This window comes from Acinetobacter sp. ANC 3813 (assembly GCF_002135435.1).
In the GTDB taxonomy this organism is placed as follows: Bacteria; Pseudomonadota; Gammaproteobacteria; order Pseudomonadales; family Moraxellaceae; genus Acinetobacter.
Map to the genome: position 1 here is coordinate 26,091 of NZ_NEGK01000009.1, position 24,455 is coordinate 50,545.

The 24,455-nt window shown below is 41.1% G+C and carries 21 protein-coding genes and 1 riboswitch; of the genes, 11 read left to right on the forward strand and 10 right to left on the reverse strand.

Going from position 1 to position 24,455, the window contains the following annotated elements:
• Positions 1 to 2 precede the first annotated feature (2 nt).
• Positions 3 to 115: riboswitch (guanidine-I (ykkC/yxkD leader) on the reverse strand.
• 254 nt (positions 116 to 369) lie between these two features.
• The gene (locus B9T34_RS13545; protein ID WP_086213664.1) at positions 370 to 1,263 is read right to left on the reverse strand and encodes a LysR substrate-binding domain-containing protein; all 894 of its coding nucleotides are present in this window, start codon (positions 1,261 to 1,263) and stop codon (positions 370 to 372) included.
• A gap of 282 nt (positions 1,264 to 1,545) precedes the next feature.
• On the opposite strand from B9T34_RS13545, the gene B9T34_RS13550 reads away from it, so the two are divergent.
• A complete protein-coding gene (locus tag B9T34_RS13550) occupies positions 1,546 to 2,256 on the forward strand; it encodes an HAD family hydrolase (protein WP_086213665.1) in 711 nt (236 codons plus the stop codon).
• A 69-nt stretch (positions 2,257 to 2,325) separates the two neighbouring features.
• Here the strand turns inward: B9T34_RS13550 and B9T34_RS13555 are convergent, their stop codons facing one another.
• The 3 genes from B9T34_RS13555 to B9T34_RS13565 all read right to left on the reverse strand — a co-directional run bounded on the left by B9T34_RS13555 (position 2,326) and on the right by B9T34_RS13565 (position 6,982).
• The gene (locus B9T34_RS13555) at positions 2,326 to 3,822 is read right to left on the reverse strand and encodes a succinate CoA transferase (protein ID WP_086213666.1); all 1,497 of its coding nucleotides are present in this window, start codon (positions 3,820 to 3,822) and stop codon (positions 2,326 to 2,328) included.
• A gap of 114 nt (positions 3,823 to 3,936) precedes the next feature.
• A complete protein-coding gene (locus B9T34_RS13560) occupies positions 3,937 to 5,106 on the reverse strand; it encodes a thiolase family protein (protein ID WP_086213667.1) in 1,170 nt (389 codons plus the stop codon).
• Positions 5,107 to 5,203: 97 nt separating this feature from the next.
• The gene (locus B9T34_RS13565) at positions 5,204 to 6,982 is read right to left on the reverse strand and encodes an acyl-CoA dehydrogenase C-terminal domain-containing protein (RefSeq protein WP_086213668.1); all 1,779 of its coding nucleotides are present in this window, start codon (positions 6,980 to 6,982) and stop codon (positions 5,204 to 5,206) included.
• A gap of 584 nt (positions 6,983 to 7,566) precedes the next feature.
• On the opposite strand from B9T34_RS13565, the gene B9T34_RS13570 reads away from it, so the two are divergent.
• On the forward strand, positions 7,567 to 8,175 hold the full coding sequence (locus B9T34_RS13570) for a TetR/AcrR family transcriptional regulator (RefSeq protein ID WP_086213669.1): 609 nt from the start codon (positions 7,567 to 7,569) through the stop codon (positions 8,173 to 8,175).
• 81 nt (positions 8,176 to 8,256) lie between these two features.
• Here the strand turns inward: B9T34_RS13570 and B9T34_RS13575 are convergent, their stop codons facing one another.
• The 4 genes from B9T34_RS13575 to cysK form a co-directional block, all read right to left on the reverse strand.
• Positions 8,257 to 8,451 carry a heavy-metal-associated domain-containing protein gene (locus B9T34_RS13575; protein ID WP_086213670.1) on the reverse strand — a complete coding sequence of 65 codons (195 nt, stop codon included), beginning with the start codon at positions 8,449 to 8,451 and terminating at the stop codon, positions 8,257 to 8,259.
• A gap of 85 nt (positions 8,452 to 8,536) precedes the next feature.
• Positions 8,537 to 8,953, reverse strand: a complete 417-nt coding sequence (gene cueR / locus B9T34_RS13580; RefSeq protein WP_086213671.1) for a Cu(I)-responsive transcriptional regulator — start codon at positions 8,951 to 8,953, stop codon at positions 8,537 to 8,539.
• Between the two features lies 1 nt (position 8,954).
• The gene (locus tag B9T34_RS13585; RefSeq protein ID WP_086213672.1) at positions 8,955 to 11,636 is read right to left on the reverse strand and encodes a heavy metal translocating P-type ATPase; all 2,682 of its coding nucleotides are present in this window, start codon (positions 11,634 to 11,636) and stop codon (positions 8,955 to 8,957) included.
• A gap of 174 nt (positions 11,637 to 11,810) precedes the next feature.
• Positions 11,811 to 12,809: a cysteine synthase A gene (gene cysK / locus B9T34_RS13590; protein WP_086213673.1), complete on the reverse strand. Its 999-nt coding sequence runs from the start codon at positions 12,807 to 12,809 to the stop codon at positions 11,811 to 11,813.
• A 287-nt stretch (positions 12,810 to 13,096) separates the two neighbouring features.
• Here cysK and B9T34_RS13595 point away from each other — a divergent pair, with 287 nt between their 5' ends.
• The 5 genes from B9T34_RS13595 to B9T34_RS13615 all read left to right on the forward strand — a co-directional run bounded on the left by B9T34_RS13595 (position 13,097) and on the right by B9T34_RS13615 (position 18,073).
• Positions 13,097 to 13,420: an ArsR/SmtB family transcription factor gene (locus tag B9T34_RS13595; protein WP_086213674.1), complete on the forward strand. Its 324-nt coding sequence runs from the start codon at positions 13,097 to 13,099 to the stop codon at positions 13,418 to 13,420.
• A gap of 252 nt (positions 13,421 to 13,672) precedes the next feature.
• Complete coding sequence (locus tag B9T34_RS13600; protein ID WP_086213675.1) at positions 13,673 to 15,409, forward strand: SulP family inorganic anion transporter; 1,737 nt, start codon at positions 13,673 to 13,675, stop codon at positions 15,407 to 15,409.
• Positions 15,410 to 15,615: 206 nt separating this feature from the next.
• Positions 15,616 to 16,812, forward strand: a complete 1,197-nt coding sequence (gene sstT / locus B9T34_RS13605) for a serine/threonine transporter SstT (RefSeq protein ID WP_086213676.1) — start codon at positions 15,616 to 15,618, stop codon at positions 16,810 to 16,812.
• Between the two features lie 36 nt (positions 16,813 to 16,848).
• Entirely contained in the window at positions 16,849 to 17,523 is a 675-nt protein-coding gene (locus B9T34_RS13610) for a YoaK family protein (RefSeq protein WP_086213677.1), read from the forward strand.
• 13 nt (positions 17,524 to 17,536) lie between these two features.
• Positions 17,537 to 18,073, forward strand: coding sequence for a DUF2058 domain-containing protein (locus B9T34_RS13615; RefSeq protein ID WP_086213678.1), 537 nt, complete (start codon positions 17,537 to 17,539; stop codon positions 18,071 to 18,073).
• A 181-nt stretch (positions 18,074 to 18,254) separates the two neighbouring features.
• Here B9T34_RS13615 and B9T34_RS13620 read toward each other — a convergent pair whose 3' ends face one another.
• Positions 18,255 to 18,536 (reverse strand): hypothetical protein, encoded by a 282-nt coding sequence (locus B9T34_RS13620; protein WP_086213679.1) that lies wholly within the window; start codon positions 18,534 to 18,536, stop codon positions 18,255 to 18,257.
• Between the two features lie 935 nt (positions 18,537 to 19,471).
• Here B9T34_RS13620 and B9T34_RS13625 point away from each other — a divergent pair.
• The 4 genes from B9T34_RS13625 (at position 19,472) to gcvH (ending at position 23,463) form a co-directional block, all read left to right on the forward strand.
• Positions 19,472 to 21,337, forward strand: a complete 1,866-nt coding sequence (locus B9T34_RS13625) for an ABC transporter ATP-binding protein (protein ID WP_086213680.1) — start codon at positions 19,472 to 19,474, stop codon at positions 21,335 to 21,337.
• Between the two features lie 4 nt (positions 21,338 to 21,341).
• Positions 21,342 to 21,791, forward strand: coding sequence for a MaoC family dehydratase (locus tag B9T34_RS13630; RefSeq protein WP_086213681.1), 450 nt, complete (start codon positions 21,342 to 21,344; stop codon positions 21,789 to 21,791).
• A 167-nt stretch (positions 21,792 to 21,958) separates the two neighbouring features.
• On the forward strand, positions 21,959 to 22,987 hold the full coding sequence (locus tag B9T34_RS13635) for a helix-turn-helix transcriptional regulator (protein ID WP_086213682.1): 1,029 nt from the start codon (positions 21,959 to 21,961) through the stop codon (positions 22,985 to 22,987).
• Positions 22,988 to 23,085: 98 nt separating this feature from the next.
• Positions 23,086 to 23,463 (forward strand): glycine cleavage system protein GcvH, encoded by a 378-nt coding sequence (gene gcvH / locus B9T34_RS13640; RefSeq protein ID WP_086213683.1) that lies wholly within the window; start codon positions 23,086 to 23,088, stop codon positions 23,461 to 23,463.
• Positions 23,464 to 23,530: 67 nt separating this feature from the next.
• Here the strand turns inward: gcvH and ygiD are convergent, their stop codons facing one another.
• On the reverse strand, positions 23,531 to 24,385 hold the full coding sequence (ygiD, locus tag B9T34_RS13645; RefSeq protein ID WP_086213684.1) for a 4,5-DOPA dioxygenase extradiol: 855 nt from the start codon (positions 24,383 to 24,385) through the stop codon (positions 23,531 to 23,533).
• Between the last annotated feature and the right edge of the window lie 70 nt (positions 24,386 to 24,455).

The following is a 24,455-nucleotide window of genomic DNA, read 5'->3' on the forward strand; positions in this document are numbered from 1 at the left end:
AAACCTCCCGGGCTTTTATCCCTCCGTGCAGCTCTGCTTTAAATCAAAACGAAGCCGTGAACTCTCGGTCGCAGTCATACATTCAATATGTATCGGAACCCTAGATCACTTTTATCTGTATAGGTAAATGCAAAGGCTGTGCCAATTTAGTATTACGTTTTTTGCTATCCGTAATACTTAAATCCTGCTTTTGATGTATCCATTCGGTGCGAATACAAAAAATGCGGATTAAAATGCACCAAAAGCTACACATCCGGAATTCATATACTAAAAAAAAAGATCCCAACTTTTGCAGGGATCTTTTTCATAGAATTTTTTAAAGTGCAGTACATTTATATGAATGCCTAAACCCATATGTTATTTATGGGTTTATTTCACTAAAATCTCATGGAACATATGCCGCAGCCATTGATGGCTGGTTTTATGATGGCAGGACATGTGCCAATACTGTTTAACGCCATAGGTCGGGAATGCAATTGGCGCTTCAAAGATTTTTAAATTGCCCCGAGAAAGCAAGACTTCGCTTAAATAATAAGGCACTGTTGCAATTGCATCTGTATCTTGCACTACTAGCCCAACCCCCAAATAACTGGGCAAACGCATTAAAATATCGCGCTTCAAATCTAAATTCAGCAGTTCATTTTCAATGTGGTAGTGCCCCATCCCTGCATCAATATCAATATGTGATTCACTCAGATATTGCTCTTTCGTGATCGTATCACCTGTTAAACGAGGATGATCTTTGGCTGCAATCACCACATAATACTGCTCAAAAAGTTTCTGCTGATAAAAGCCATTTTCTAAATGAGGCAAGAAACCCAAAGCCAAATCAATTTCACCATTGGCCATTTGATAGCTGGTTTCAGTGGTGATTGGACGGACATTTAAGCGCACATGCGGCGCATTGGCTTTTAAATATTGTGAAATTTTTGGCAGCAAGACCAAATGCGAAACATCGGTCATAGCCAGTGTAAACTGCTGATGCGACACAGCTTGGTCAAAATCAATAGTGAAATTATTGATGATTTCAACTTTGCTCAGCGCTTCGCTCACCAGCGGGAAAAGCTGTTTAGACAGCTCTGTCGGCACCATTTCATTGCCAATACGCAAGAACAGCGGATCATTATAATGCTGACGGATTTTATTTAGAATGTTGCTCACTGTCGGCTGGCTCATTTCTAGATGATCCGCCGCGAGAGATACGCTTTTAAATTTATAAACGTAAAAAAAGATACTGAGTAATTTACAGTCCAACTCAAACACGAAGGTTTAATTCCTATTGTTCAATCATTAACAGCACATATTCCATTAAGTGCCAATACACATATGCTTCCAAGACCTAAATATTACTGCGAAAGGTCACAATTTTCTAGAGCAGTTATTCTAGATCGCAGTATTCACCTACTTTTTAAACACGAATAAGAATATAAAGGCACCGCTTGAGACTCAGCTTTTACAGATTAACAAAGCTTTTTGCCTGCGCCTAACTTTCTTTACAAGCTGCAGCACAGCATAATCAGCAGAACCAATATTGGACATTGATGCATGCTTCGCAATAAAAAACTGGTTTGTTTTGATTTGGATGGAACCCTCATAGATTCAGTCGGTGTTTGGAACCAAGTCGATGCTCAACTGATTCAGGATTTATCTGGCCACACGATCAATTTGCAAAATATCCAAGCCCATCGGGATACCCAGCTGAAAAAATATAAACATTGTGTTGATCCCTATCTAGAGTATTGTGGCTATCTAAAAGAAAGTTATGGGATTTCAAATTTAAGCAAAGAAGATATTAAAATACGGCGCTATGCCGTTTCACATTATTTTTTGGATCATGTAATTCAGCTGAAACCGCAAGCCGATCAATTTGTTCAAAAACTGGCGCAGCATGGCATTCAAACCGCCATTACGACTACGACCAGTATCAATAATATTCAGCGTTATCAGCACAATAATGCCCATATTCATCAAAAACTGGATTTTAACCGTGACTTCAGCTTAATTTTAACGCGTGAAAATGTGCAAAATATTAAGCCGCACCCTGAAATTTATTTAAAAGCTATTGAGCATTTCAATGTTCAGCCAGAAGAATGCTTAATCATTGAAGATTCATTAATTGGTGTAGAGTCTGCCAATCAGGCAGGCATTGAAGTTGTCGCCATTTATGATCAATACTCTGAACATGAATTGGAACAAATTAAAGCAAAAGCTAATTTTTTTGCTAGAGATTTTTCAGAATTAATTGCCGCACTTTAATATTTCCCCCCATAAACTTTTGTTTAAATAGATTGAAAAAAAGCCCGAATCAATCGGGCTTTTTTAGATTTAAGCAGTTTTCATACTGCCCGTTTCTTCAAATTTTGCATGCCAGGATAGTGCTTCCGCCAATATATGCGGTGTTTGTCCACCACGTTCACAGGCACGTTCAAAATAACTCAGCAATGCTTCACGGTATTCTGGATGCGCGCAGATTTCAATGACTTTACGCGCACGCTCACGCGGTGACAAGCCGCGCAAATCGGCAAGGCCTTGCTCTGTTACCAGCACATCCACATCATGATCAGTATGATCCGTATGGCTGACCATTGGAACAACAGACGAAATTGCACCGCCCTTAGCCATAGATTTGGTCACAAAAATCGCAATATGCGCATGACGGGTAAAATCACCTGAACCGCCAATACCGTTCATCATTTTAGTACCCGTCACGTGTGTCGAATTTACGTTCCCGTAAATATCAAACTCAAGTGCAGTGTTAATGGCAATAATTCCTAAACGGCGGATGATTTCAGGGTTATTGGAAAGTTCCTGCGGTCGCAGCATGATCTTGTCTTTGTAGCGATCAAAGTTTTTCATCACATGAGCCGAACAAGACTCAGATAAAGTCATTGAACAGCCTGAAGCAAATTTCATTTTTCCTGAATCAATCAGCTGAAAGGTACAGTCTTGCAGCACTTCTGAATACATTTCCAAATCATGAAAATTTGAATGTTCAAATCCAGCAAATACAGCGTTGGCAATTGAACCGACACCAGACTGCAAAGGCCCTAGATTTTCAGGCAGGCGCCCTGCTGCCACTTCGCCTTCGAAGAAGTCAATCAAATGCTGTGCGATTGCCAAGGTTTCTGCATCCGGCTCATCCATGCCAAATGAAGTGTCCGGCAAATCATTTAAAACAATTGCAGAAATTTTTTCAGGGCTGACATTTATACCTATTGTACCTATACGGTCACTCGCTTGCGTCAGTGGAATTGGCCCGCGGTTCGGACGCGCTTTAGGTACATAAATATCATGTACGCCCTCTAAAATAGGATTGATGGTGTTATCAATCTCGATAATGACATGATCCGCCATTTCTATGAAATTGGCAGAGTTGCCGCATGAACCTGTTGGAATAATCTGTCCATCTTCTGTAATGGCTGTGGCTGCAATGACCGCAACATTGATCCGCGGCAAATTTTGATGGCGAATATTGTCGGCCATTTCAGACAAATGCTGATCGATATACATCACTTCGCCAGCATTAATCGCTTTACGCAAACCAGGGTCTGCCTGATAAGGATAACGACGCTGAATTGCATGTGCATCGTTTAAACGCCCGTCAATGCGGTTGCCCAAACTCGCGCCTGTAGCCAGTGTAATTTTCAAAGGATGCTTTTCTGCATAATCAGCCAGCGCCAGCGGTACTGTTTTTGCTTCGCCTGCACCGCCAAAACCGCTTAAACCAACAACAGAACCGTCTTTAATTAATTGAATCGCTTCTAATGGCGACATGACTTTATCGCGTAGGGAGACTAAGCGAATACGTTCTAAACCGTTCATAACAAAAATCTCAAAAATAAATATCTCAAAATAAACATCAATATATTTCCTCCATCCCAGCGTGCTGAAATGGAGCCAGTTATTGCTTATCTAAAAATTAAAATTGAGTTTGAATTAGACTAATTCAACTGCAATTGCGGTCGCTTCTCCGCCGCCAATGCACAGCGCTGCTATGCCTTTTTTGCCGCCAGTGCGTTTTAAGGCATGAATCAATGTCACAATAATGCGCGAACCTGATGAGCCTAAAGGATGTCCCAGTGAACAAGCGCCGCCATTGATGTTCACTTTCGCTTCATCCAGATTAAAACCGTCAATTGCCAGCATTGTCACCATCGCGAAAGCTTCATTGACTTCCCAAAGATCGACGTCTTTTGCATCCCAGCCTGCTTTTTTCAATACTTTGTCAATTGCGCCGACAGGAGCAATGGTAAATTCTGAAGGATGCTGTGAGTTCGAGGCATAAGCCACGATATTTGCCAAAGGCTTCAAGCCGCGTGCAGTGGCTGTTTCTTCAGATGTAATCACTAAAGCAGATGCACCGTCTGAAATTGAGCTGGCATTGGCTGCAGTAATGGTGCCGTCTTTTTTAAATGCTGGACGCAAAGTTGGAATTTTTTCGGGTTTGGCACTTAATGGCTGTTCATCAGTATCTACAATGACATCGCCTTTGCGGGTTTTGACATTGACTGGAACGATTTCGTCTTTAAAAAAACCGCCCTGAATAGCTGCAACCGCCTTATTTAAAGAATTGATTGCAAATGCATCTTGCTGTTCACGGGTGTAGCCTTTTTTATCCGCCATTTCCTGCGCAAGAATACCCATAGACAGACCAGTTTCTGCATCTTCCAAGCCTTCTTGGAACATGTGATCTGTAATTTTCCCATGCCCCATTCGGTAGCCAGAACGTGCTTTATCCAGCAAATACGGCGCATTAGACATAGACTCCATACCGCCGGCTACAACAATTTCTGCAGAGCCAGCTTTCACGGTATCTGCCGCCTGCATTACAGCTTTCATACCAGAGCCGCAAATTTTATTAATTGTGGTCGCACCTGTGGTATCTGGCAAACCTGCCTGACGCATGGCTTGACGTGCAGGCCCCTGCTTTAAGCCAGCAGGCAATACGCAGCCAAAAATAACTTCATCAATATCTGCAGGCGCTAAACCAGCACGCTCTACTGCAGCTTTAATTGCGGCAGCACCTAAATCTGGCGCTGTACAAGAAGAAAATGCGCCCTGAAATCCGCCCATTGCTGTACGAACTGCATCTACAATCACAATCATTTTTTTTCCATCCTATTTGGTACATGATGTTTGCCTCAAGAAGCATAAGCACTTCTTGAGGGTTTTCCATTAATTTTTTGGAACCTTTGCTCTAAACTCAAGCTTGAGCGGTGAAATATTCTTCCGGCAGCTGCATAATCAATTCAGCACCCGCTTGAATACGCTGTGCACGTGCAGCTAAGTCTGGAAGCACCTTGGCAACATAGTATTCTGCCAAGACCAATTTGTTTTGATAGAACGGTTCTGGTTTTGCCGCCGCTGCTTGGCTAATGCGCGCGAACATATAGACAAAGCTCAATAAGCCCACTGCATGCAAATAGTCCACAGCAACTGAATTGCTGAAATCTGGCGCTGTTTTAGATTGCTCGACAATGTACTGCGTTAAAGATTCTAATTCTGCACAAGACTGAAGCGTGGCTACTTTCACTTTAGAATCTGCCATTGATGCTCCAAAATCACGAATTTCCGCAATATATTCCGCAATAAATGCGCCGCTGCATTTCGTGGTTTTGCGGCCTATCAAGTCAATCGCCTGAACGCCGTTGGTGCCTTCGTAAATCTGGGAAATGCGTAAGTCACGGATGCACTGCTCCATACCCCATTCACGAATATAACCATGACCGCCAAAACACATTTGCGCTTCTAAAGCAGAATCCAGTGCTTTATCCGTTAAATACGCTTTAGCAATGGGCGTTAATAAAGCAACGCGGTCATTGGCTTTACGTACAGCATCTTCATCTGTAGAAAATTTGGTAATGTCCAGCTGCTGACCCACATAGACTGCAAATGCACGTGATGCTTCATTATTCGCACGGATATTCAGCAGCATACGGCGTACATCACCATGTACTAAAATAGAGTCCGCTGGTTTTTCAAGTGATTGAGCACCTGTTGCAGCGCGACCCTGTAAACGATCAGTCGCATATTGCGCAGCGTTTTGATAAGCAAATTCTGCCGCGCCAATACCTTGAATACCCATAGACAGACGTTCATAGTTCATCATGACAAACATGGCCGCTAAGCCTTCGTTTTCTTTACCCACGATGTAGCCTTTCGCGCCGTCAAAATTCATTACACAGGTTGCTGAACCTTTAATGCCCATCTTGTGTTCAATTGAACCCGCAGATACTGCATTGCGTTCGCCTACAGAACCATCTGCATTTACATGAAATTTAGGCACGATAAACAGAGAAATTCCGCGTGAACCTGCGGGTGCATTTGGTGTTTTTGCTAAAACCAAATGAATAATATTTTCACAAAGATCATGCTCACCGCTGGTGATAAAAATTTTAGTTCCAGTGATGTTGAATGAGCCATCTTCATTAGGTTCTGCTTTCGTTTTAATCAGGCCTAAATCAGTGCCTGAATGCGGTTCAGTTAAGCACATTGTGCCTGACCATTCACCTGTATAAAATTTTGGCAAATAGGTTTCTTTTTGCTCTTGTGAAGCGCGGTCATTAATGGCCATACCCGCGCCAACAGTCAATAATGGATAAAGCATAAATGATGGATTGGCACTCCAAATCATTTCATCCGCTAAAACGGTCAGCATTTTTGGCATGCCTTGACCGCCAAACTCTTCAGACGCGCCTAAGCCCACCCAGCCGCCTTCAGCAAATTGTTTAAATGCCGCTTTAAAGCCTGCAGGAGTTTTAACTTCGCCATTTTTCAATTCTGCACCGCCAGCTTCATCTGCACTGCGGTTCAAATCTAAAATGACATTTTTAGAAAATTTCGCCATTTCTTCTAAAATGGCATTTGCAGTTGCCATATCCAGATGCGCTAGATTTTCATTGGCCTGCCAGAATTCATCAGCCTTAAACACATCATTTAGAATAAAGTCCATGTCTTTGAGCGGCGCGTTGTAAATTGGCATAGTTGCTTCCCTTATACATTAAATGCTGGCATGAATTCCGGCATTTTCTACAGATAAAAGTGTCCTAAGCGGGATCAGCATTGTGATTCCGACTGAGTCATGAATGTGAAATTTTGTGTTTAGTTTCAGCTTAATTAATTTACTGAAACTGAAGCAGCGGCTTAGGCTGCCTTCTTTAAGATTTAAACTGCGTTCGTGCAGATAAAAACTGAATAAAGCGGATTAAGCTCATAAATTGATCATGTATAAAACCGTACATATAAAACCTAAAACAAATACTAAAAGAACCTATGTTTAGAACCTTATTTTTAAGGTTTCTTAAACTTAACTGCTGTTTTTGTGCGCATTGACAATAGAATAAAAAATTAAAAAAAGGAATTTTATTTGCTTGAAATGACCTCTAGGGTTCACTTTTCTTGACTTTGTCTGACAATTAATTAAAAAGGGTAAAAATCTATTATTCATTGAATGTTTATTTTTAAAACAATTTTGAGCACTTTGCTCGACCTTAGTGCTATTTTAGATGACACAAAAAAGCCGTAATCTAAAATTACGTTCTCCATAGATGTGCTTGGAACAATTAAATGACTACAGTGCGCCAACAAAATTTTCTAGTCCGCAAAGAGAAAATTTTAGCGATGGCAGAAACGTTATTGCTTGATAATCATCAAGATATTACTTTAAGCGAATTGGCGAGTGAGCTGGATATCGCCAAAGGCACTATTTATAAGCATTTTAAAAGCAAGAATCAGCTGTATTTAGAACTGATTATTTTAAATGAAAAGCGCTTGCTGGACATTTCAAAAAATTATAACCACGATATAAAAACCTATGTTTCGCAGTACATGCTCTACAACATGCTGAACTCTAACCGGACGATTTTACTGCATGTCATTGAAGAGCGCTTAACCAATAATGAGCGTAAACTCAAGGACTTGTTTGAAGAATTGTATTCGGTCCGTGAACAGCGGATTTTAGAAATTAAAGATTTGTTCGCAGATTACTTAAAAGCATCAAACAGCATTATGTCCATCCGCGATTATCTGTCCTATATTTGGACGGTAACCTATGGCGCATCGTTATTGCTCAACTCTACACATTACCAAAAATCAATTGGTTCACGTGAACGCCTGATTAAACTTTATGTCAACCAAGCGCTGATGACACCTGATAAAATTTCAACACATAATTGATTTTGTTCAGATATAGCCTGTCATATGCCACATAAAAAAAGCCTGAATTATGTCAGGCTTTTTTATAAATCCAGAGCTTGATTAAAGCTGAATAGCCGGAAAGCCATCATCAGCCAAGGCATCTAAGATTTTTTGCTGATCCGCAGCAGTCTCAACACTGACTAATTTCGCCGCAACATCAATATCCACTTTGGCATTTGGATCTACATCTTTAATGGTCGCTGTTACACTGCGTGCACAGCCGCCGCAAGTCATAGCATCTATACTTAATTTCATTGGATCTTTCCTTCTATTTCACCATAAACCAACTATAAAGCTTCCCATAAGGTGAAGGTCAAGCGTCTTCGTTCTAGGTTTTATACTAATTGCCTTTTGAATGTTCAGGTGCTGTACCCAATTCAATCTGATTCAAGATTTCGCATTCAGCCTGCTGATTGCCAGCGCAGCAATCTACGGACTGCTGCAGTGCGCTGACCATCGCCTGCAAGTCAGCAATTTTCTGATTCAGGGCATCGATATGCTTCTGCGTCAGCTGTTTCACTTCTGCACTTTGACGGTCTTGATTGTTCCTCAAATCCAGTAACTCTTTCATTTGCTCAGTAGAAAAACCAAGTTCACGTGAATGCTGAATAAACTTCAATGTTTTAAGATCTTCTTCACTGTACATGCGGTAGCCAGCATCTGTGCGCTTAGATGCAGGCAACAAGCCAATCTCTTCATAATAGCGGATCATTTTTGCTGAAATACCCGATTGCTTTGCCGCCTGCCCTATATTCATCTTAAACCTCCAGCTTAAAGATTATTGGCTGCCAGCGTTTTAAACGCAGCGCATTGCTGATCACAAACACCGAAGACAGCGCCATCGCTGCAGCGGCAAATATCGGTGACAGTAATATGCCAAAGAATGGATACAGCACGCCCGCAGCGACAGGAATCAGCGCGGCATTGTAAACAAAGGCCCAAAATAAGTTCTGACGTATGTTATTGATGGTTGCCGTACTCAGTCCAATGGCTGTTGGTACAGCCTGTAAATTGCCAGACATCAGTACCACATCAGCAGCTTCAATGGCGACATCTGTACCTGTCCCAATAGCAAGTCCTACATCAGCCTGCGCCAAAGCAGGTGCATCATTAATCCCATCGCCAACAAAGGCCGTATGGCCATATTGCTGCTGCAGTTTTTTTACATGCTGTACTTTTTCATCAGGCAGTACTTCCGCAATCACTTCGTCGATATGCAGCTGCTTCGCAATCGCTTGCGCCGTATGGCGGTTATCGCCCGTAATCATTGCCACTTTCAAGCCCTGATCATGCAAAGCCTGTATCGCACTAAAGGTGGTGTCTTTAATCGGATCCGCCACGGCGATAATCGCAGCTAACTGCTGATCTATAGATACATACAATGGTGTTTTGCATTGCTCGCCCAATGCTGCAGCCGTATCTGCAAATGCAGAAGTATCTAAACCTAAATCCTGCATTAAACGGTCAGCGCCAATATGCAGCTGATACCCATTGACCTGCGCCTGAATGCCTGCGCCAGTAATAGAATCAAACGCGGTAACTTCTAAAAACTCCAGCTGTAAATCTTGTGCTGCCTGTACAATCGCATGAGCAATAGGATGTTCAGATTTTGCTTCTACCGAAGCCACCAAACGCAGCACCTCGTGCTCATCAAACTGTTCAGTTACTTGAAAATCAGTAAGTTTGGGCTTGCCTTCGGTTAGCGTTCCAGTTTTATCAACGGCGACCACTTGTGTTTCTTTTAATAGCTGTAAGGCTTCACCTTTACGGAACAGCACGCCTAACTCAGCACCTCGTCCTGTTCCTACCATAATTGAAGTCGGTGTTGCCAAACCCATTGCACATGGACAAGCAATAATCAATACAGCGACCGCATTGACTAAGGCATAAGTCAAACTTGGCTCTGGACCAAAGAAATACCAGAGAATAAATATGATCAGCGCCAATAACATAACCACAGGTACAAACCATAACGTGACTTTATCCACTAAAGTTTGAATCGGCAATTTAGCGCCTTGCGCTTGCTCAACCAGTTGAATAATCTGAGAAAGAACTGAATCTTGGCCTACAGCTGTTGCACGGACCGTCAAGCTGCCATTTTGGTTCACTGTGCCGCCAACCACAGTTTGGCCTGCATTTTTTTCTACCGGAATGGGCTCGCCGCTAATCATAGACTCATCAATATAACTGCTGCCTGAAATGACTTCCCCATCTACGGGTACACGTTCACCGGGACGGATTTCCAGCATCATCCCAGACTGAACTTGATCAATGCCCAATTCAACGTATTGACCATTTTGCTCAATCCGCGCAGTTTTCGGCTGCATCCTGACCAAATACTGTATGGCTTGTGAAGTGCGGCCTTTGGCACGCGCTTCTAAATAACGGCCCAGTAAAATCAGGGCAATAATCACAGCGGCAGCTTCAAAGTACACATGCACGGTATTGCTAGGCAAAACCTGCGGCATAAAGGTTGCCACACAAGAGAAGACATAGGCTGAAAAAGTTCCTACGGCGACCAAAGAATTCATATCGGGCGCTGCGCGCAATAACGCAGGAACCCCATGCTGATAAAAACGGCGGCCTGGCAACAGCAAAATCAAAGTGGTTAGCGCAAACTGGATATACCAGCTGTTCTGCATGCCAATGGCGCTATGTATAAAATGATGGAACGCTGGAATCATATGCGATCCCATTTCCAACACAAAAACAGGAATCGCCAGCACCAAAGCAATGATCAAATCACGTTTTAATATTTCTTGCTCTTTCTGTTTTTTATCTGCATAGGATGACTGCTGATCTGCCTGTACTAAGGTCGCATCAAAACCAGCTTTTTTTACGGCGGCAACCAAGTCCGCTGCCTTACCGCCTTGGATAAAAGCTTTTTCAGTGGCTAAATTGACCGATGCGGACTGCACCCCATCGACTTTGTTCAGTGCTTTTTCAACCCGCGCAACACAAGAGGCGCAGGTCATGCCTTCAATGTTCAATTCTATTTTAGGCGCAGTCACTGCATAACCAGCTTTTTCTACAGCGGCACGCAATTGAGCTGGTTCAACAGTGCTCAATACACGAACGGTGGCTTTTTCTGTGGCTAAATTGACTGAGACCTGCACAACACCAGCGACTTTATTTAACGCTTTTTCCACACGTGCAACACAGGACGCACAAGTCATGCCTTCAATTGGCAGTTCAATATTTTTCTGCGCCACGTCATAGCCTGATTTTTCAATAGCTTGAATTATTAATTGGGTGTCTATGGGCAGAACACTGCTGACGATTGCTTTTTCTGTTGCTAAATTAACGGATGCTTCATCTATCCCCTCAACTCTTTTTAATGCTTTTTCTACCCGTGCCACACAGGATGCGCAAGTCATGCCTTCCACATCAACACTAAGCTGACTTTTAACAGCAGTTGATGGATTTAATGCACCAGACATAATTTCGCTCCTGTACTTCACGCTAATTTAATATTTATAGCTTAAACATTCCCATATTGGGAAGGTCAAGCGCTTTTTGAAATTGTTAAATCAAATACATAAAAAAACAGGCTATAAATAGCCTGTTTTTTTATGTTCAACTGATTCTGTTTTACATCATGTATTTTTAAATGCTCAATCAGCAGAAATATCTTCAAACAGTACAGAAGATAAATACCGCTCACCCGCATCTGGTAAAATGACAACAATGGTTTTGCCTGCATTTTCAGGACGTGCAGCAAGCTGAGCTGCCGCAGCCATTGCCGCGCCACTTGAAATACCAACTAGAATACCTTCAGAAGTAGCGGTTTTACGTGCCCATTCAATAGCAGTAGCACTTTCAATTTGAATCACTTCATCCACTAAATCTAAATCTAAGTTTTTAGGAATGAAGTTTGCGCCAATCCCTTGGATCTTATGTGGCCCTGGCGTTAGAGTTTCACCGCGTTTTGCTTGACCAATAATTGGAGATTCTGCAGGTTCTACAGCAACAGAATAAATCGGCTGGTTTTTAACTTTCTCAAAATAACGTGAAATACCCGAAATCGTTCCGCCTGTACCCACGCCTGCGACTAAAATATCAACTTTACCGCCCGTAGCTTCCCAAATTTCTGGGCCAGTGGTTAGTTCATGAATTTTAGGGTTTGCTGGATTTTCAAACTGCTGCGGTAAATAGTAGGTTTCAGGATGTTCCTGAGCCAAACGCTCAGCTTCTTCTACTGCACCTTTCATGCCTTTTGCAGGCTCGGTTAAAACCAAGTTTGCGCCAAATGCCTTTAACACTTTACGGCGCTCAATACTCATGCTGGCTGGCATAGTCAACGTAATATCATAACCCTTTGCTGCGGCGACAAATGCCAATGCAATCCCAGTATTGCCGCTGGTAGGTTCAACAATATGCATGCCTGGTTTTAGCAAGCCTTTTTCTTCTGCATCTGCAACCAATGCTGCCCCAATACGGCACTTGACAGAAAATGCAGGATTTCGGCTTTCTACTTTTGCTAAAACTGTCGCATCGCCTGAAATTGCACGATTAATACGAACCAACGGCGTATTGCCAATAGCCTCTGCATTATTGCTGTATACTGCAATGCCTAAATTCGCTGTTGCTGGAAATGCTGAATCTGTTGTCATGAGTCTTTCCTTGATATTTTTTACATCAAAAAGTTCATTGAACATCATACAATTATTTGTCCATTACGGTGTATAATTACTTGTATAATTTAAAAATACAGGACTATTCACGTTTTTCTGCGCAAATAGGAAGCAATAAGAATATTTGATGTTAAATTATATTGCATATAAAAAAATCTGATTACAAATGTCACTAAAAACCATAAAAATTTAGAATTTTAACCATGTATTTAAGTCGGATATACGTATACTAAAAAGAGTTGCAGAAGCAGAGTGGAACCCCCTGAATGAACAGCAATCTTGAAATCACAACCATGCGTGATTCCGCAGATTTAGTGGTTGGCGTTTTAAAATCACTAGCAAACACTGACCGTTTGTTAATCTTGTGCCATTTAGCGCAGGAGGAATTGAACGTCTCCCAGATTGAACAAATTACCAATATTAACCAGCCTACCTTGTCTCAGCAGCTAATGATGCTGCGTAAAAGTGATGTGGTCACTACCCGCCGCGACGGTAAGCAAATTTATTATTCTATTAAAGATCCAAATTTGCTGGTGATCTTACAAACTTTGTATGATTTATACTGCAATAAAGAATACGATGCGGCTTAATAAGCATCTTTAATGCTGACAGCAGAAACCAACAATTAAATGATTGGCAGCATTTCAATCCCTTCAATGTGATTTTTTAATTTTTCTTTTTTTATAATCTTTATTTTTCAATTTAATATACTTTTTTAATCTTTTACTCAATCTGCATTTCACGCCATCATTTTAAGACTGTTCAAAACGGACTGTTTTCACCTGAGACTTCTTAGCATTTTTTATGCATAATATATATTAAATTGTGATTTAGAATTTTGTATGCCAGATTTCATCCCGCGTATGCTTCAGCTTATCCCTGCTTGGCAATGGCTCAAGAACTATAATGCCGGCAAATTTAAATCTGACCTTTTAGCTTCACTGATTGTCATAGCAATGCTGGTTCCGCAAGGTATGGCCTATGCCATGCTGGCTGGTTTACCTCCCATTATGGGCTTATATGCCAGCATGATTCCAATGATCATCTATGCGGTATTAGGCGGCAGCACAACTTTATCAATTGGTCCAGTTGCCATTATTTCTATGATGACATTTGCGACTTTAAACCCACTGTTTGAAGCTGGATCGCCTGTATTTATAGAAGCTGCCATGCTGCTTGCTTTGATGGTCGGCATCATTTCGATGCTATTGGGCCTATTCCGCTTTGGTTTTCTTATTCAGCTGATCAGCCATCCAGTTATTAAAAGTTTTATCATTGCTTCAGCTTTACTGATTGCGCTTGGACAGTTTAAGTTTTTGGTTGATGTGCCGCTAAATGGAAACAGCATTCCTGAGTTTGTAATGAGCATGTGGCAATATCTGAGTTTCACGCACTTTGCTTCTCTGGTTTTTGGTTTAGCTTCTATTTTGTTTTTAATCTATTTTCCAAAGCTGCTGAACCGGTCAGCACTCAGCGAAAATGTAAAATCTATCCCCTTTATCATCAAGGCTGTACCGCTCATTTTGGTGGTCATTTCTATTGGCTTAACCCTAAGTTTGGGGCTTAAAGATTTAGGCATAAAAACCGTTGGTGAAATTCCATCAGGTTTCCCGCCTATAGCTGTTCCGCATTGGACTTGGGAACTGGTCCAAAAGCTGCTACCTGGGGCGGCAATGATTGCCATGATCAGCTTTATTGAATCTTTATCTATTGCTCAAGCTACCGCTTTACAGCAAAGAAGCAACTTGAACAGCAACCAAGAGCTGCTGGCTTTAGGCGTTGCTAATATTAGCGCAGGCCTTAGCTCTGCCTTTCCCGTAACGGGCAGCCTATCCCGCACCGTTGTGAATGCAGATGCAGGCGCAAGAAGTCCTATGGCGGGCATCCTGTCCTCACTGATGATCATTGTCGTTACTTTATTCTTCACTGGCTTTTTTAAAGATTTACCTTTGGTTATTTTAGCCGCGACCATCATTGTCTCAATCTGGAAACTCGTCGATTTCAAACCGTTTATCGAAACCTGGCGCTATTCAAAAGCTGATGGCTTTGCTATGTGGATCACTTTCTTTGGTGTGATTTTTATTGATATTTCTACGGGCTTAATTATTGGCATTATTTCAACCTTTATCTTAATGCTGTGGAGGATTAGCCGACCGCATATGGCTATTATTGGCCTAGTTGAAGGTACGCAGCATTTCCGCAATGTTCAGCGCTATCACACCCTAACCACGCCAGAAGTTTTATCCGTGCGTATAGATGAAAACCTGACATTTTTAAACTCAAATGCGTTGAAAGGTTTCTTAATCAATGAGATTAGTCTGCACCCTCAATTAAAGCATGTGATTATAAATTGTTCGAGTATCAGTAGCATTGATTATAGCGCCTTGGAAATGCTGGAAGAGATCAACAATGAGCTTAAAAAACTCAACATTAATTTGCATTTCTCTGAAGTCAAAGGCCCTGTTATGGATAGGCTGCAGCAATCAAGAATGCTGTCGCACTTGAGCGGGCAAATCTATTTAACCCACTATAAAGCGATACAAAGCCTAGCGCCTCAAGTGTTTGAATACCAAATTTAAAGAAATTTTACGGAAAATTTGGCCGGTAATTGTTTAAGACGTATGCTTTTTCTGTTTTATTATTATGCATTTTTATAAAATATAAACTTTAAAAATAGTGACTTAGCTTTTATATTAAAATTTCTGCCAAGCATATAAGATTTTCAGTATAAAATATCCGCCTTATTTTCTTCAATTTGTCATCGTAATTCTGACAAGGCACTCCTATGTTTTCTGCATTCACGCGTTTGAGTTTAGTAACCCGAATTATTATCGCCATCATTTTAGGCGTATTGGTTGCAAGCCTATTTCCAAACGCAGCACCTTATTTAAGTTTGCTGGGTGACTTATTCATTAAGGCACTTAAATCTGTTGCCCCAATTCTTGTCTTTGTACTTGTATTATCGTCTATTGCTAATTTTAAAGTCGGCGGCAGCAATGCTTACATTAAGCCAATTATGCTGATGTACGCTTTGGGCATGTTCTTTGCGGCTCTCGCAGCTGTAATCTCAAGTACACTATTTCCAAGCACATTGTTCTTGGACATGCCCGCACAGGCAGAGTTGACTCCTCCAGGCAGTTTAGCTGAAATCTTGAAAAATCTTCTTTTAAGCTTTGTAGCGAACCCTGTTACTGCAATTGGTGAAGCCAACTTTATCGGTATTTTGGCATGGGCGGTTGCGCTTGGTATTGCCTTCCGTCATTCGTCTGAGCAAACAAAAGCATTTTTATCGGATGCAGCTGAAGCAGTGAATAAAGTGATCCGTTTAGTGATCAACTTCGCTCCATTTGGTATTTTCGGCTTGGTTACTGTGACTTTCGCAGAAGCAGGTTTAAGTACTCTCGCGAGCTATGCGCACTTATTGGCGGTACTATTAGGAACAATGCTATTTGTTGCTGTCGTCATCAACCCCATTATGGTTGCATTCATGACACGCTCAAACCCATATCCACTGGTTTTCCAGTGTTTACGTGAAAGCGGCATTACGGCATTCTTTACCCGCAGCTCTGCAGCCAATATTCCAGTTAACTTAGACCTTGCAAAACGCCTTGGCGTACCTGAAGCAACAGCAAGTGTTGCCATTCCTTTAGGCGCAGCCATTAACATGGCAGGCGCATCGGTAACAATTACTGTTTTGACTTTGGCTACGGTAAACACTTTAGGCATTTCAGTTGATTTCACCACCATGCTGATATTATCTGTAGTTGCGACTATTTCTGCATGCGGCGCATCAGGTGTTGCCGGCGGTTCACTGCTTTTGATTCCTGTTGCTTGCGGCCTATTCGGCATTTCATCAGATATTGCTATGCAAGTTGTGGCTATTGGCATGGTTATCAGTGTATTGCAAGATTCTACAGAAACAGCTTTGAACTCTTCGACTGATGTATTATTTACTGCAGCAGTAGATCGTGGTTTAAGATAATATACTGTTATATGTATATTAATTATTCAAAGCACTATGCCTTTTTATACTTTGCCTCTTTGGGTTCAACTGGGGGCTTTCTTTCTCGCATTTAATGCGGGCATGATTAACGTACTCGGACTGGTCACTGTTTTACACCAGTCCGTTTCTCACATGACTGGCAATGTCAGCATGCTTGCGCAAGCCATCACCAATTGGCAACCCTCCTCAATACTTTACCTCTTTCTGATTACCCTTTCCTATGTCGTGGGTTCGTTTTATAGCGGACTGATTTTGGGCAATAGCCAGTTCCGTTTTGGACGCTTGTACGGTATTCCATTAAGCCTAGTAGCATTATTTATTTTTCTATGCTGGCTGCTGTTGCCGTATTTCCCACGTTACGCCTTATTATGGGCCTGTGTCGCAATGGGTGTGCAAAATGCTATGGTAAGCCATTACAAGGGCACAATCATCCGTACAACGCATTTATCGGGTGTTTTGACAGATTTAGGACTTGCTTTGGGCTACCGCGCGCGTGGATTAGAGGTAGAATCCAAACGCGTTTTATTACACTTGCTTATTTTAATCGGATTTTTTCTGGGTGGCCTTCTTGCCAGCTTGATTTATCCTTTATTAAAATTAAACGCATTTCTCATCCCAGCTTTGTTTAGCTTTATGCTTAGCATGGCATATTGGGTTATCTATTTACGTTATCGACATCGTCAAAATTAATTTGGAACATCTTATGGTTAAAAATGCACTACAGGCCCAACTGCTTAAAGCAGGTTTAGTCGATAACAAAAAGGCCAAAAAACTTTCAAAACAAGCCGTACACGAACAGCGTACAGGCCAAAGCGATGAAGCTGCGGTTAAAGCCAAAATTGCACAAGACCAGCAGCAAAAACAAGCACGCGATCAAGCAATTGAGCAAGAGAAAAAAGCTGTATTACAAGAAAAAGAGCTTAAAGCGTCTATTGTTCAAATGATCAGTCAACACAAAATCCGTGAAACAAATGGGGATTCAAGCTTTCAGTTTATCGATAACGCTAAAATTAAAAAAGTGTACATCAACCAGCAAATCTACAATGCGCTTGTTGCCGGCAGTCTCGTCATTGCCAAAGAGGGCGATAGCTATGCTTTCTTACCCAAAGCATTAGCAGATCGCATTAATGCGAAAATGGAAGGCTTTATTATTGTGAATAATTCTGAGCAGAATTTACAGACGACTGATGAAGATGATCCGTATGCGGCTTATGTTATTCCTGATGATCTAATGTGGTAAGTTTCAAAACATTAAAGCTCCCATCTCGGGGCTTTTTTATTTCATCAATAGCTTCATCAAAGGATGGATTAAGGCATACTTAAGTCGTTTTCCTTGCGCAATTTAGACTACTCTAGTTATTTGTTTTATAAGATATAAAATTAAAAAAACCGCAACTTGTTGCGGTTTTTTTTATGATGACTTAATCCATTTCCCGTTCAAACTGCTTTGCCACCCACCCGATAAACTCTTGCTTATCTGCAATGGTTGGTGCGGTATGCGTAGAGATGACTTTATAAATACCGTTAAATACACCTTTGAAAGTGTAAGGTTTTATTGATTCAAAATTTATATTATCCCCCTCATGCAATTCCTTAAATAAAATATGTAATTGCATAAACTGGCTTTTGGACTGAAAATAAGGTTTTTCGAGTACAAAATTATAAATTTGCTCAATAATTAATGTTGAATTTAATTTTTTCATATTATTTACCCCCTGATTCTTTAATAAGAATGGACGCTCAATATACGTGAAAGATGCAATATTTAGTTAATGATTTTCTTTATAAAATTATGATTAATTATTGTTTTTTCAATTTTCACAGATACAAAATGCCATTCCAAAATAGATATTAAATCATATAAAATAAAACCTTACAAAACTTATGTATTTTCAAACAAAAAAGAAAAATTTAATAACTAAAATTTGTCAATATCATTTGCAGCCATAACTTATACTGCAATTTTCAACAAATCTTTAAAAACATATATTTAAATTAAACTTTATAAAATTTTTATAGATTATATTTAAATAATTATTAATATATATTTATTATTAAACCTTAATAAAAAAATAATATTTCCCAAAAAAATAACCATAAAAACAACATAAATGATAATTCAAGCTAAAACAACATTCAAAATAATAAAAATTTTCTAGATTGTTGCCGCAGCTATGAGAAATGCGTTTATGCAAAAAGCCTTGCTGCAAATAATCATTCATTTTAAACATTGGCTAAACGATCCAATGCTGCATCTTTACAACGTGTTACACCTAAACTCAAATTACAGCGGTATTAGCGTTATCTTTCATTGCTTGCAGGGACATAAGCCCCAAGAAATACTCCTATGACTAGCATCATCTTCCAGTTTGTTTCAACAACACAATTTATATATTTAACGAAGTATGTAAACAGCTATACACTTTTTCCTAATGATGCTGCGACAGAGATGAGCATTACAGCCAATATTTAAGCACAAAAAAAGTGCATAAAAAGTGAAACAAAAAATTACTTTACTCCAAACTGTAGCCATTTTTCATAAAAACACAGCATTAAACAGCTTAAAATGTTAAAAAGTCATCAGAGAAAGCTATACGAATGTGTTAAAGCTAGAGTTAAAGATGAGATAGGTAGCAACATGCTAAAGTGGTTTGAAAAGCTGGTAGACCCGTATCCTGAAAAAGGTTTGAATGAACCGCTTCCAACAACCTTTTTCGCTTTTGTTTGGCAGGCCGCGCATGGTGTAAAACGATACCTGCTGTTACTGGTTCTATGCACAGCGGGCGCTGCGAGCTTTGAAGCTTTACTTTATGCCAAGATTGGTGATTTGGTGAATTGGCTCAGCCAAAGTCAGCCGGATACATTCTTGCAAAACCATAGTCAAAATTTAACTATTCTGTGCTTTATTTTATTTGCGAATGTATTTTTCTCCAGCCTGCAAACTATTGTTAAGCATCAAATGCTGTATAGCAGTTTTCCAATGCGGCTGCGCTGGCGTTTTCATAATTTGCTTTTACAGCAGAGCCTAGATTTTTTTCATAATGATTTCGCAGGACGCCTATCTGCAAAAGTGATGCAAACTGCGCTTGCCATTCGAGAATTTTGGATTATTTTGGGCGATATGCTGGCTTATGTGCTGATTTACTTTATAACAGTCAGCCTTGTATTTGCTTCGATCTCCCCGCTGCTTCTAGTCCCCCTATTGCTTTGGCTGGTGCTATTTATCACTTCAGCACTGTACTTCATTCCTAAGCTCAGCAGTGTTTCAAATGCTCAGGCAGATGCCCGCGCTGTTATGACGGGCCGTGTGACTGATGCTTACACCAATATTCAAACAGTAAAACTGTTCGCGCATGCTGGCCGTGAAAGCCAATATGCAAAATCATCAATGCAGCAGTTCATGGTCACTGTATTCAAGCAAATGCGTTTGGGTGCTTGGTATTCGATCAGCATCAGCATACTGAATATTGTGCTTTATGGCGGAGTGATAGGCACAGCGGTTTATTTATGGCTGAACGGTCAGGTTGAGCTGGGTGTCATTGCGGCAGCGACAGCCATGATCTTGAAACTCAGCAGCATTGCTGAATTTATTATGTGGCAAACCTCTGCACTATTTGAAAATATCGGCACCATTCAAGACGGCATGAAAACACTTGGCCGTCCAATCACGATTCAGGACAAACCCAACGCGCAGGTGCTGCAAGTGCCTAAAGGCGAAATTAAATTTGAAAATGTAAGTTTTGCATACAGCACCAAAAATGTATTTGATCAGCTGAACATGACCATTAAGCCAGGTGAGAAAATTGGTATTGTTGGACGTTCAGGTGCTGGTAAATCAACTTTAATTCAGTTATTGCTGCATTTTTACACCCTCAACCAAGGTCGTATTTTGATTGATGGCCAAAATATAGAAGATGTTACTCAAGACAGTTTAAGACGAAATATTGCACTGGTGACTCAAGATACTTCGTTGCTGCACCGCACCGTGGAAGAAAATATTAAATATGGACGTCCAGATGCCAGCAATGAAGACATGTATCAAGCTGTGCTAAAAGCCAAAGCTGATGAGTTTATTCCACAATTGGTCGATTTGCGCGGTAAAACGGGTTATGAGGCTTATGTCGGAGAACGCGGCGTAAAACTTTCAGGCGGTCAGCGCCAGCGGATAGCGATTGCACGTGTTTTTTTAAAAGATGCGCCTATTTTAATTTTAGATGAAGCGACCAGCGCACTCGATTCCGAAGTGGAAGCGGCAATTCAATCCAGCTTAGATGACTTGATGCAAGGAAAAACCGTGATTGCTATTGCACATAGACTTTCAACCATTGCGCAAATGGACCGCTTGATTGTGCTTGACCAAGGTCAAATTGCAGAACAAGGCACACATGATGAATTAGTTGCAATGAACGGTATTTATGCGCACTTATGGCAGCGTCAAACTGGCGGATTTTTAATAGAACAGCAAAACATTCAAGCAATTGAATCAGAAAAGGAAGGAAACTAGACATATGCTGTATTTGGAAGATTTGAACGTGGGTGACCGCTTTATCAGCCGCGAATATGAAATGACTTTAGAAGAAATTAAAAAGTTTGCTCAAGCATATGATCCGCAGCCATTTCATTTAGATGAGGAAAAAGCCTCCGAACACCCTATTTTCCATGGTTTGGCAGCGAGCGGCTGGCATACGGCATCCGTCACAATGCGTTTATGGACAGAATGTTTTCCAATTGCTAACGGATTGGTCGGATCGGAATCCAGTGTTCGCTGGCCCCGCCCAACTCGACCTGGCGATTTACTTCATGTCGAAGTTGAAATTGCAGCGATTACGCCATCGAAAAGTAAAAATGACCGTGCCATTGTGACGTATATTACGCAGGCATTAAACCAGCATGGCGATTTGCTCTTTATTTCTACGACAAAAATAATTGTCTTTAAAAAAGAATCGCATGCCGCATAAAAAGTATGGTAAATCTGTTTATATAAAGTGCAGATGATGCTCAATATTTTGCGTTGACATCATTTGCGCGAAAAAATTGTCAAACAATTTTAAGGCTAAGCACTTTTTTTTCATGCCAATATAGCTTGTGAAAAATAGAAAAACATAAAGACAGCAACGGATAGCAAATGAAACCACCTTCTTTACGTCAAGACCAAGGTATTCCAGGTGTTTATGGCTTATTGCTTTTAGATGTCGTGTCCCGCTGGGGCTACAATGATCAAACACTTTTTGAGCCGTTTGGCTTAAACAGTGAGCAGCTCGCTGACCCTAATTTCCGCATACCGACTGCTACCGCAAACGACTTAGTACAGCACGCATTACGCCTTACAGGTGAACCCACACTCGGCTTTCATCTAGGCACGCAAATGCGCATTTCTATACATGGCTTTATTGGCTATGCCATTATGACCGCCAAAGATATTACAGATGCGTTGATCCTTGCGAACCGCTTTATTCAATTGCGCATGCCCTTTTTACAGTTGTTTTTTTCTACATTTGGCACTAAAGCCACCATCCAGCTGCAAACAGATGTCACTTTAGAGCCTCTACGTACTGAAATTTCTATTGCGCTTATTTTTGGCATTATCAGCATGGGCAAAGCAATTACTGGTACGGATTATGGGGCTGGCGATATTGACTTTGATTTTCCAAAGCCCGAAGGTTTTGAGCGCTTCATGGCAAAGTTTCCGCATCATACTTTCCGTTTTGAACAGCCGCATCTGATTTTAAGTTTCGACAAACAATATTTAGGCAATAAACTGGTGCATGCAGACCCGATTGCCAGTCAAATTGCCATCAATCAATGTGAAGCAGAACTTTCTGCTTTGGGTGAACGCCACAGATTGGCTATGCGCGTGCGTGATCTTCTTACCAATTCAGATCAGCATTACTTAAGCATTGAAGCTGTAGCAGAACGCCTACACATGTCTGACCGCACCTTAAAACGCCAATTAGCTGCTGAAGGCACTTCTTTTTCTACATTGGTCGATGAAGTCCGCTATCGTCATGCGACTTCACTGCTTTCGCGTACTGACTTTACACTCGAACAAATTGCTGATGAGCTCGGCTATAGTGACGTTGCCAATTTCAGCCGTGCATTTAAGCGCTGGAGCGGACGCAGTCCAAGCAATTGGCGTAAAGATCCTTATCTCTGACCGATTCGCTTGATTTGGCTGAGAAGTTCTTTTTTTTTTAATCAAAAACATGTATAAATCATGCCAAAAATGACTTTAATAGTTTTAAGGAGTTATCCATGAATCATCCTTCAGATTTAAAATATGCAAGCACACATGAATGGGTACGCATTGAAGGTGATCTTGTTGTAACTGGCATTTCTGACCATGCACAAGACGCATTGGGCGACTTAGTTTATGTAGAAGCGCCTGAGGCTGGCTCACATATCACTGCTGGCTCGCAAGCAGGCGTGGTCGAATCTGTTAAAACAGCGTCTGATATTCACGCACCTGTATCTGGAACTGTTGTAGAAGTTAACCCAGATTTAGAAGACGATCCTGACTTTGTGAATGATGACCCGTATGGCAAAGGCTGGATTTACAAAATTAAGCCTGACAATATAGGCGATGTTGAAAAACTGCTTTCAAGCAGTGATTATGAAGCTGGACTAGAATAAACAGCTACCGTATAGAAATAAAAAAATCAGCCATGCGCTGATTTTTTTTATGCATTTTGATTCAATTCTAAAGCCGATAATCCAAGCGGAAGCTGGTCATTGTCAAAGATCCGCCAACAGCAGCTTCATTAAACAGCGTTAGTTCATCATGCTCTTCTTGAATACCTAAGGCATAGAGCATTGGGTAATAATGATCAGGGGTCGGGATGGCCAGTCTAAAAGCTTCACCTTGCTTTTCCCATTCAATCAATGGCTGGTGCCTTTTTTCCAGAAGGAAATTTTTCATTTTTGCATCTGCTTCCAAAGCCCACTCATAACCAAAGACCGGTTCATTCAGCTTTTCCCATGCAACTTTCATCAAGTTATGCACTAAGTTTCCGCTGGCAATAATTAAAACTCCCAAACGGCGCAAAGCGCGGAGTTGCTGACCAAGCGCATAATGAAAATCAGCTGGCTGGCTGTAGTCAATGCTTAATTGCACAACGGGAATATCAGCTTTGGGGAACACATGAACCAGCACACTCCAAGCACCGTGATCAATCCCCCTGTCTGCATCTTCGGCTATAGACACCATATTTACACAGTGCTTTACTGCATCAACCAAGGCCCGTGAACCTTTCACTGGATACTGCACGTCAAATAAAGCCTGAGGAAACCCGCCAAAATCATGAATTGTCTGCAATTCTTCTGCAGAACTCACAGCAGTTACACCTTGAGTGAGCCAATGCGCTGAAATACAAAGGATTGCTGCAGGCTTGGGCTGAAGCTGCTCCCCCAATCTATGCCAATTTCTGGAAAATACATTATCATTGATGGCATTCATCGGCGATCCATGCCCCAGAAAAAACACAGGCAATGGCTCAGTTACCGGCAATTCAATGCCATGCTCAATCAAAGTTGCCATATGATTATCTAAATCCATGACAGCACTCCCCAATAGCGACTCTTTCTTTAGATTAAGCTTAAACCAATAAAGAAAACGATATTATTTG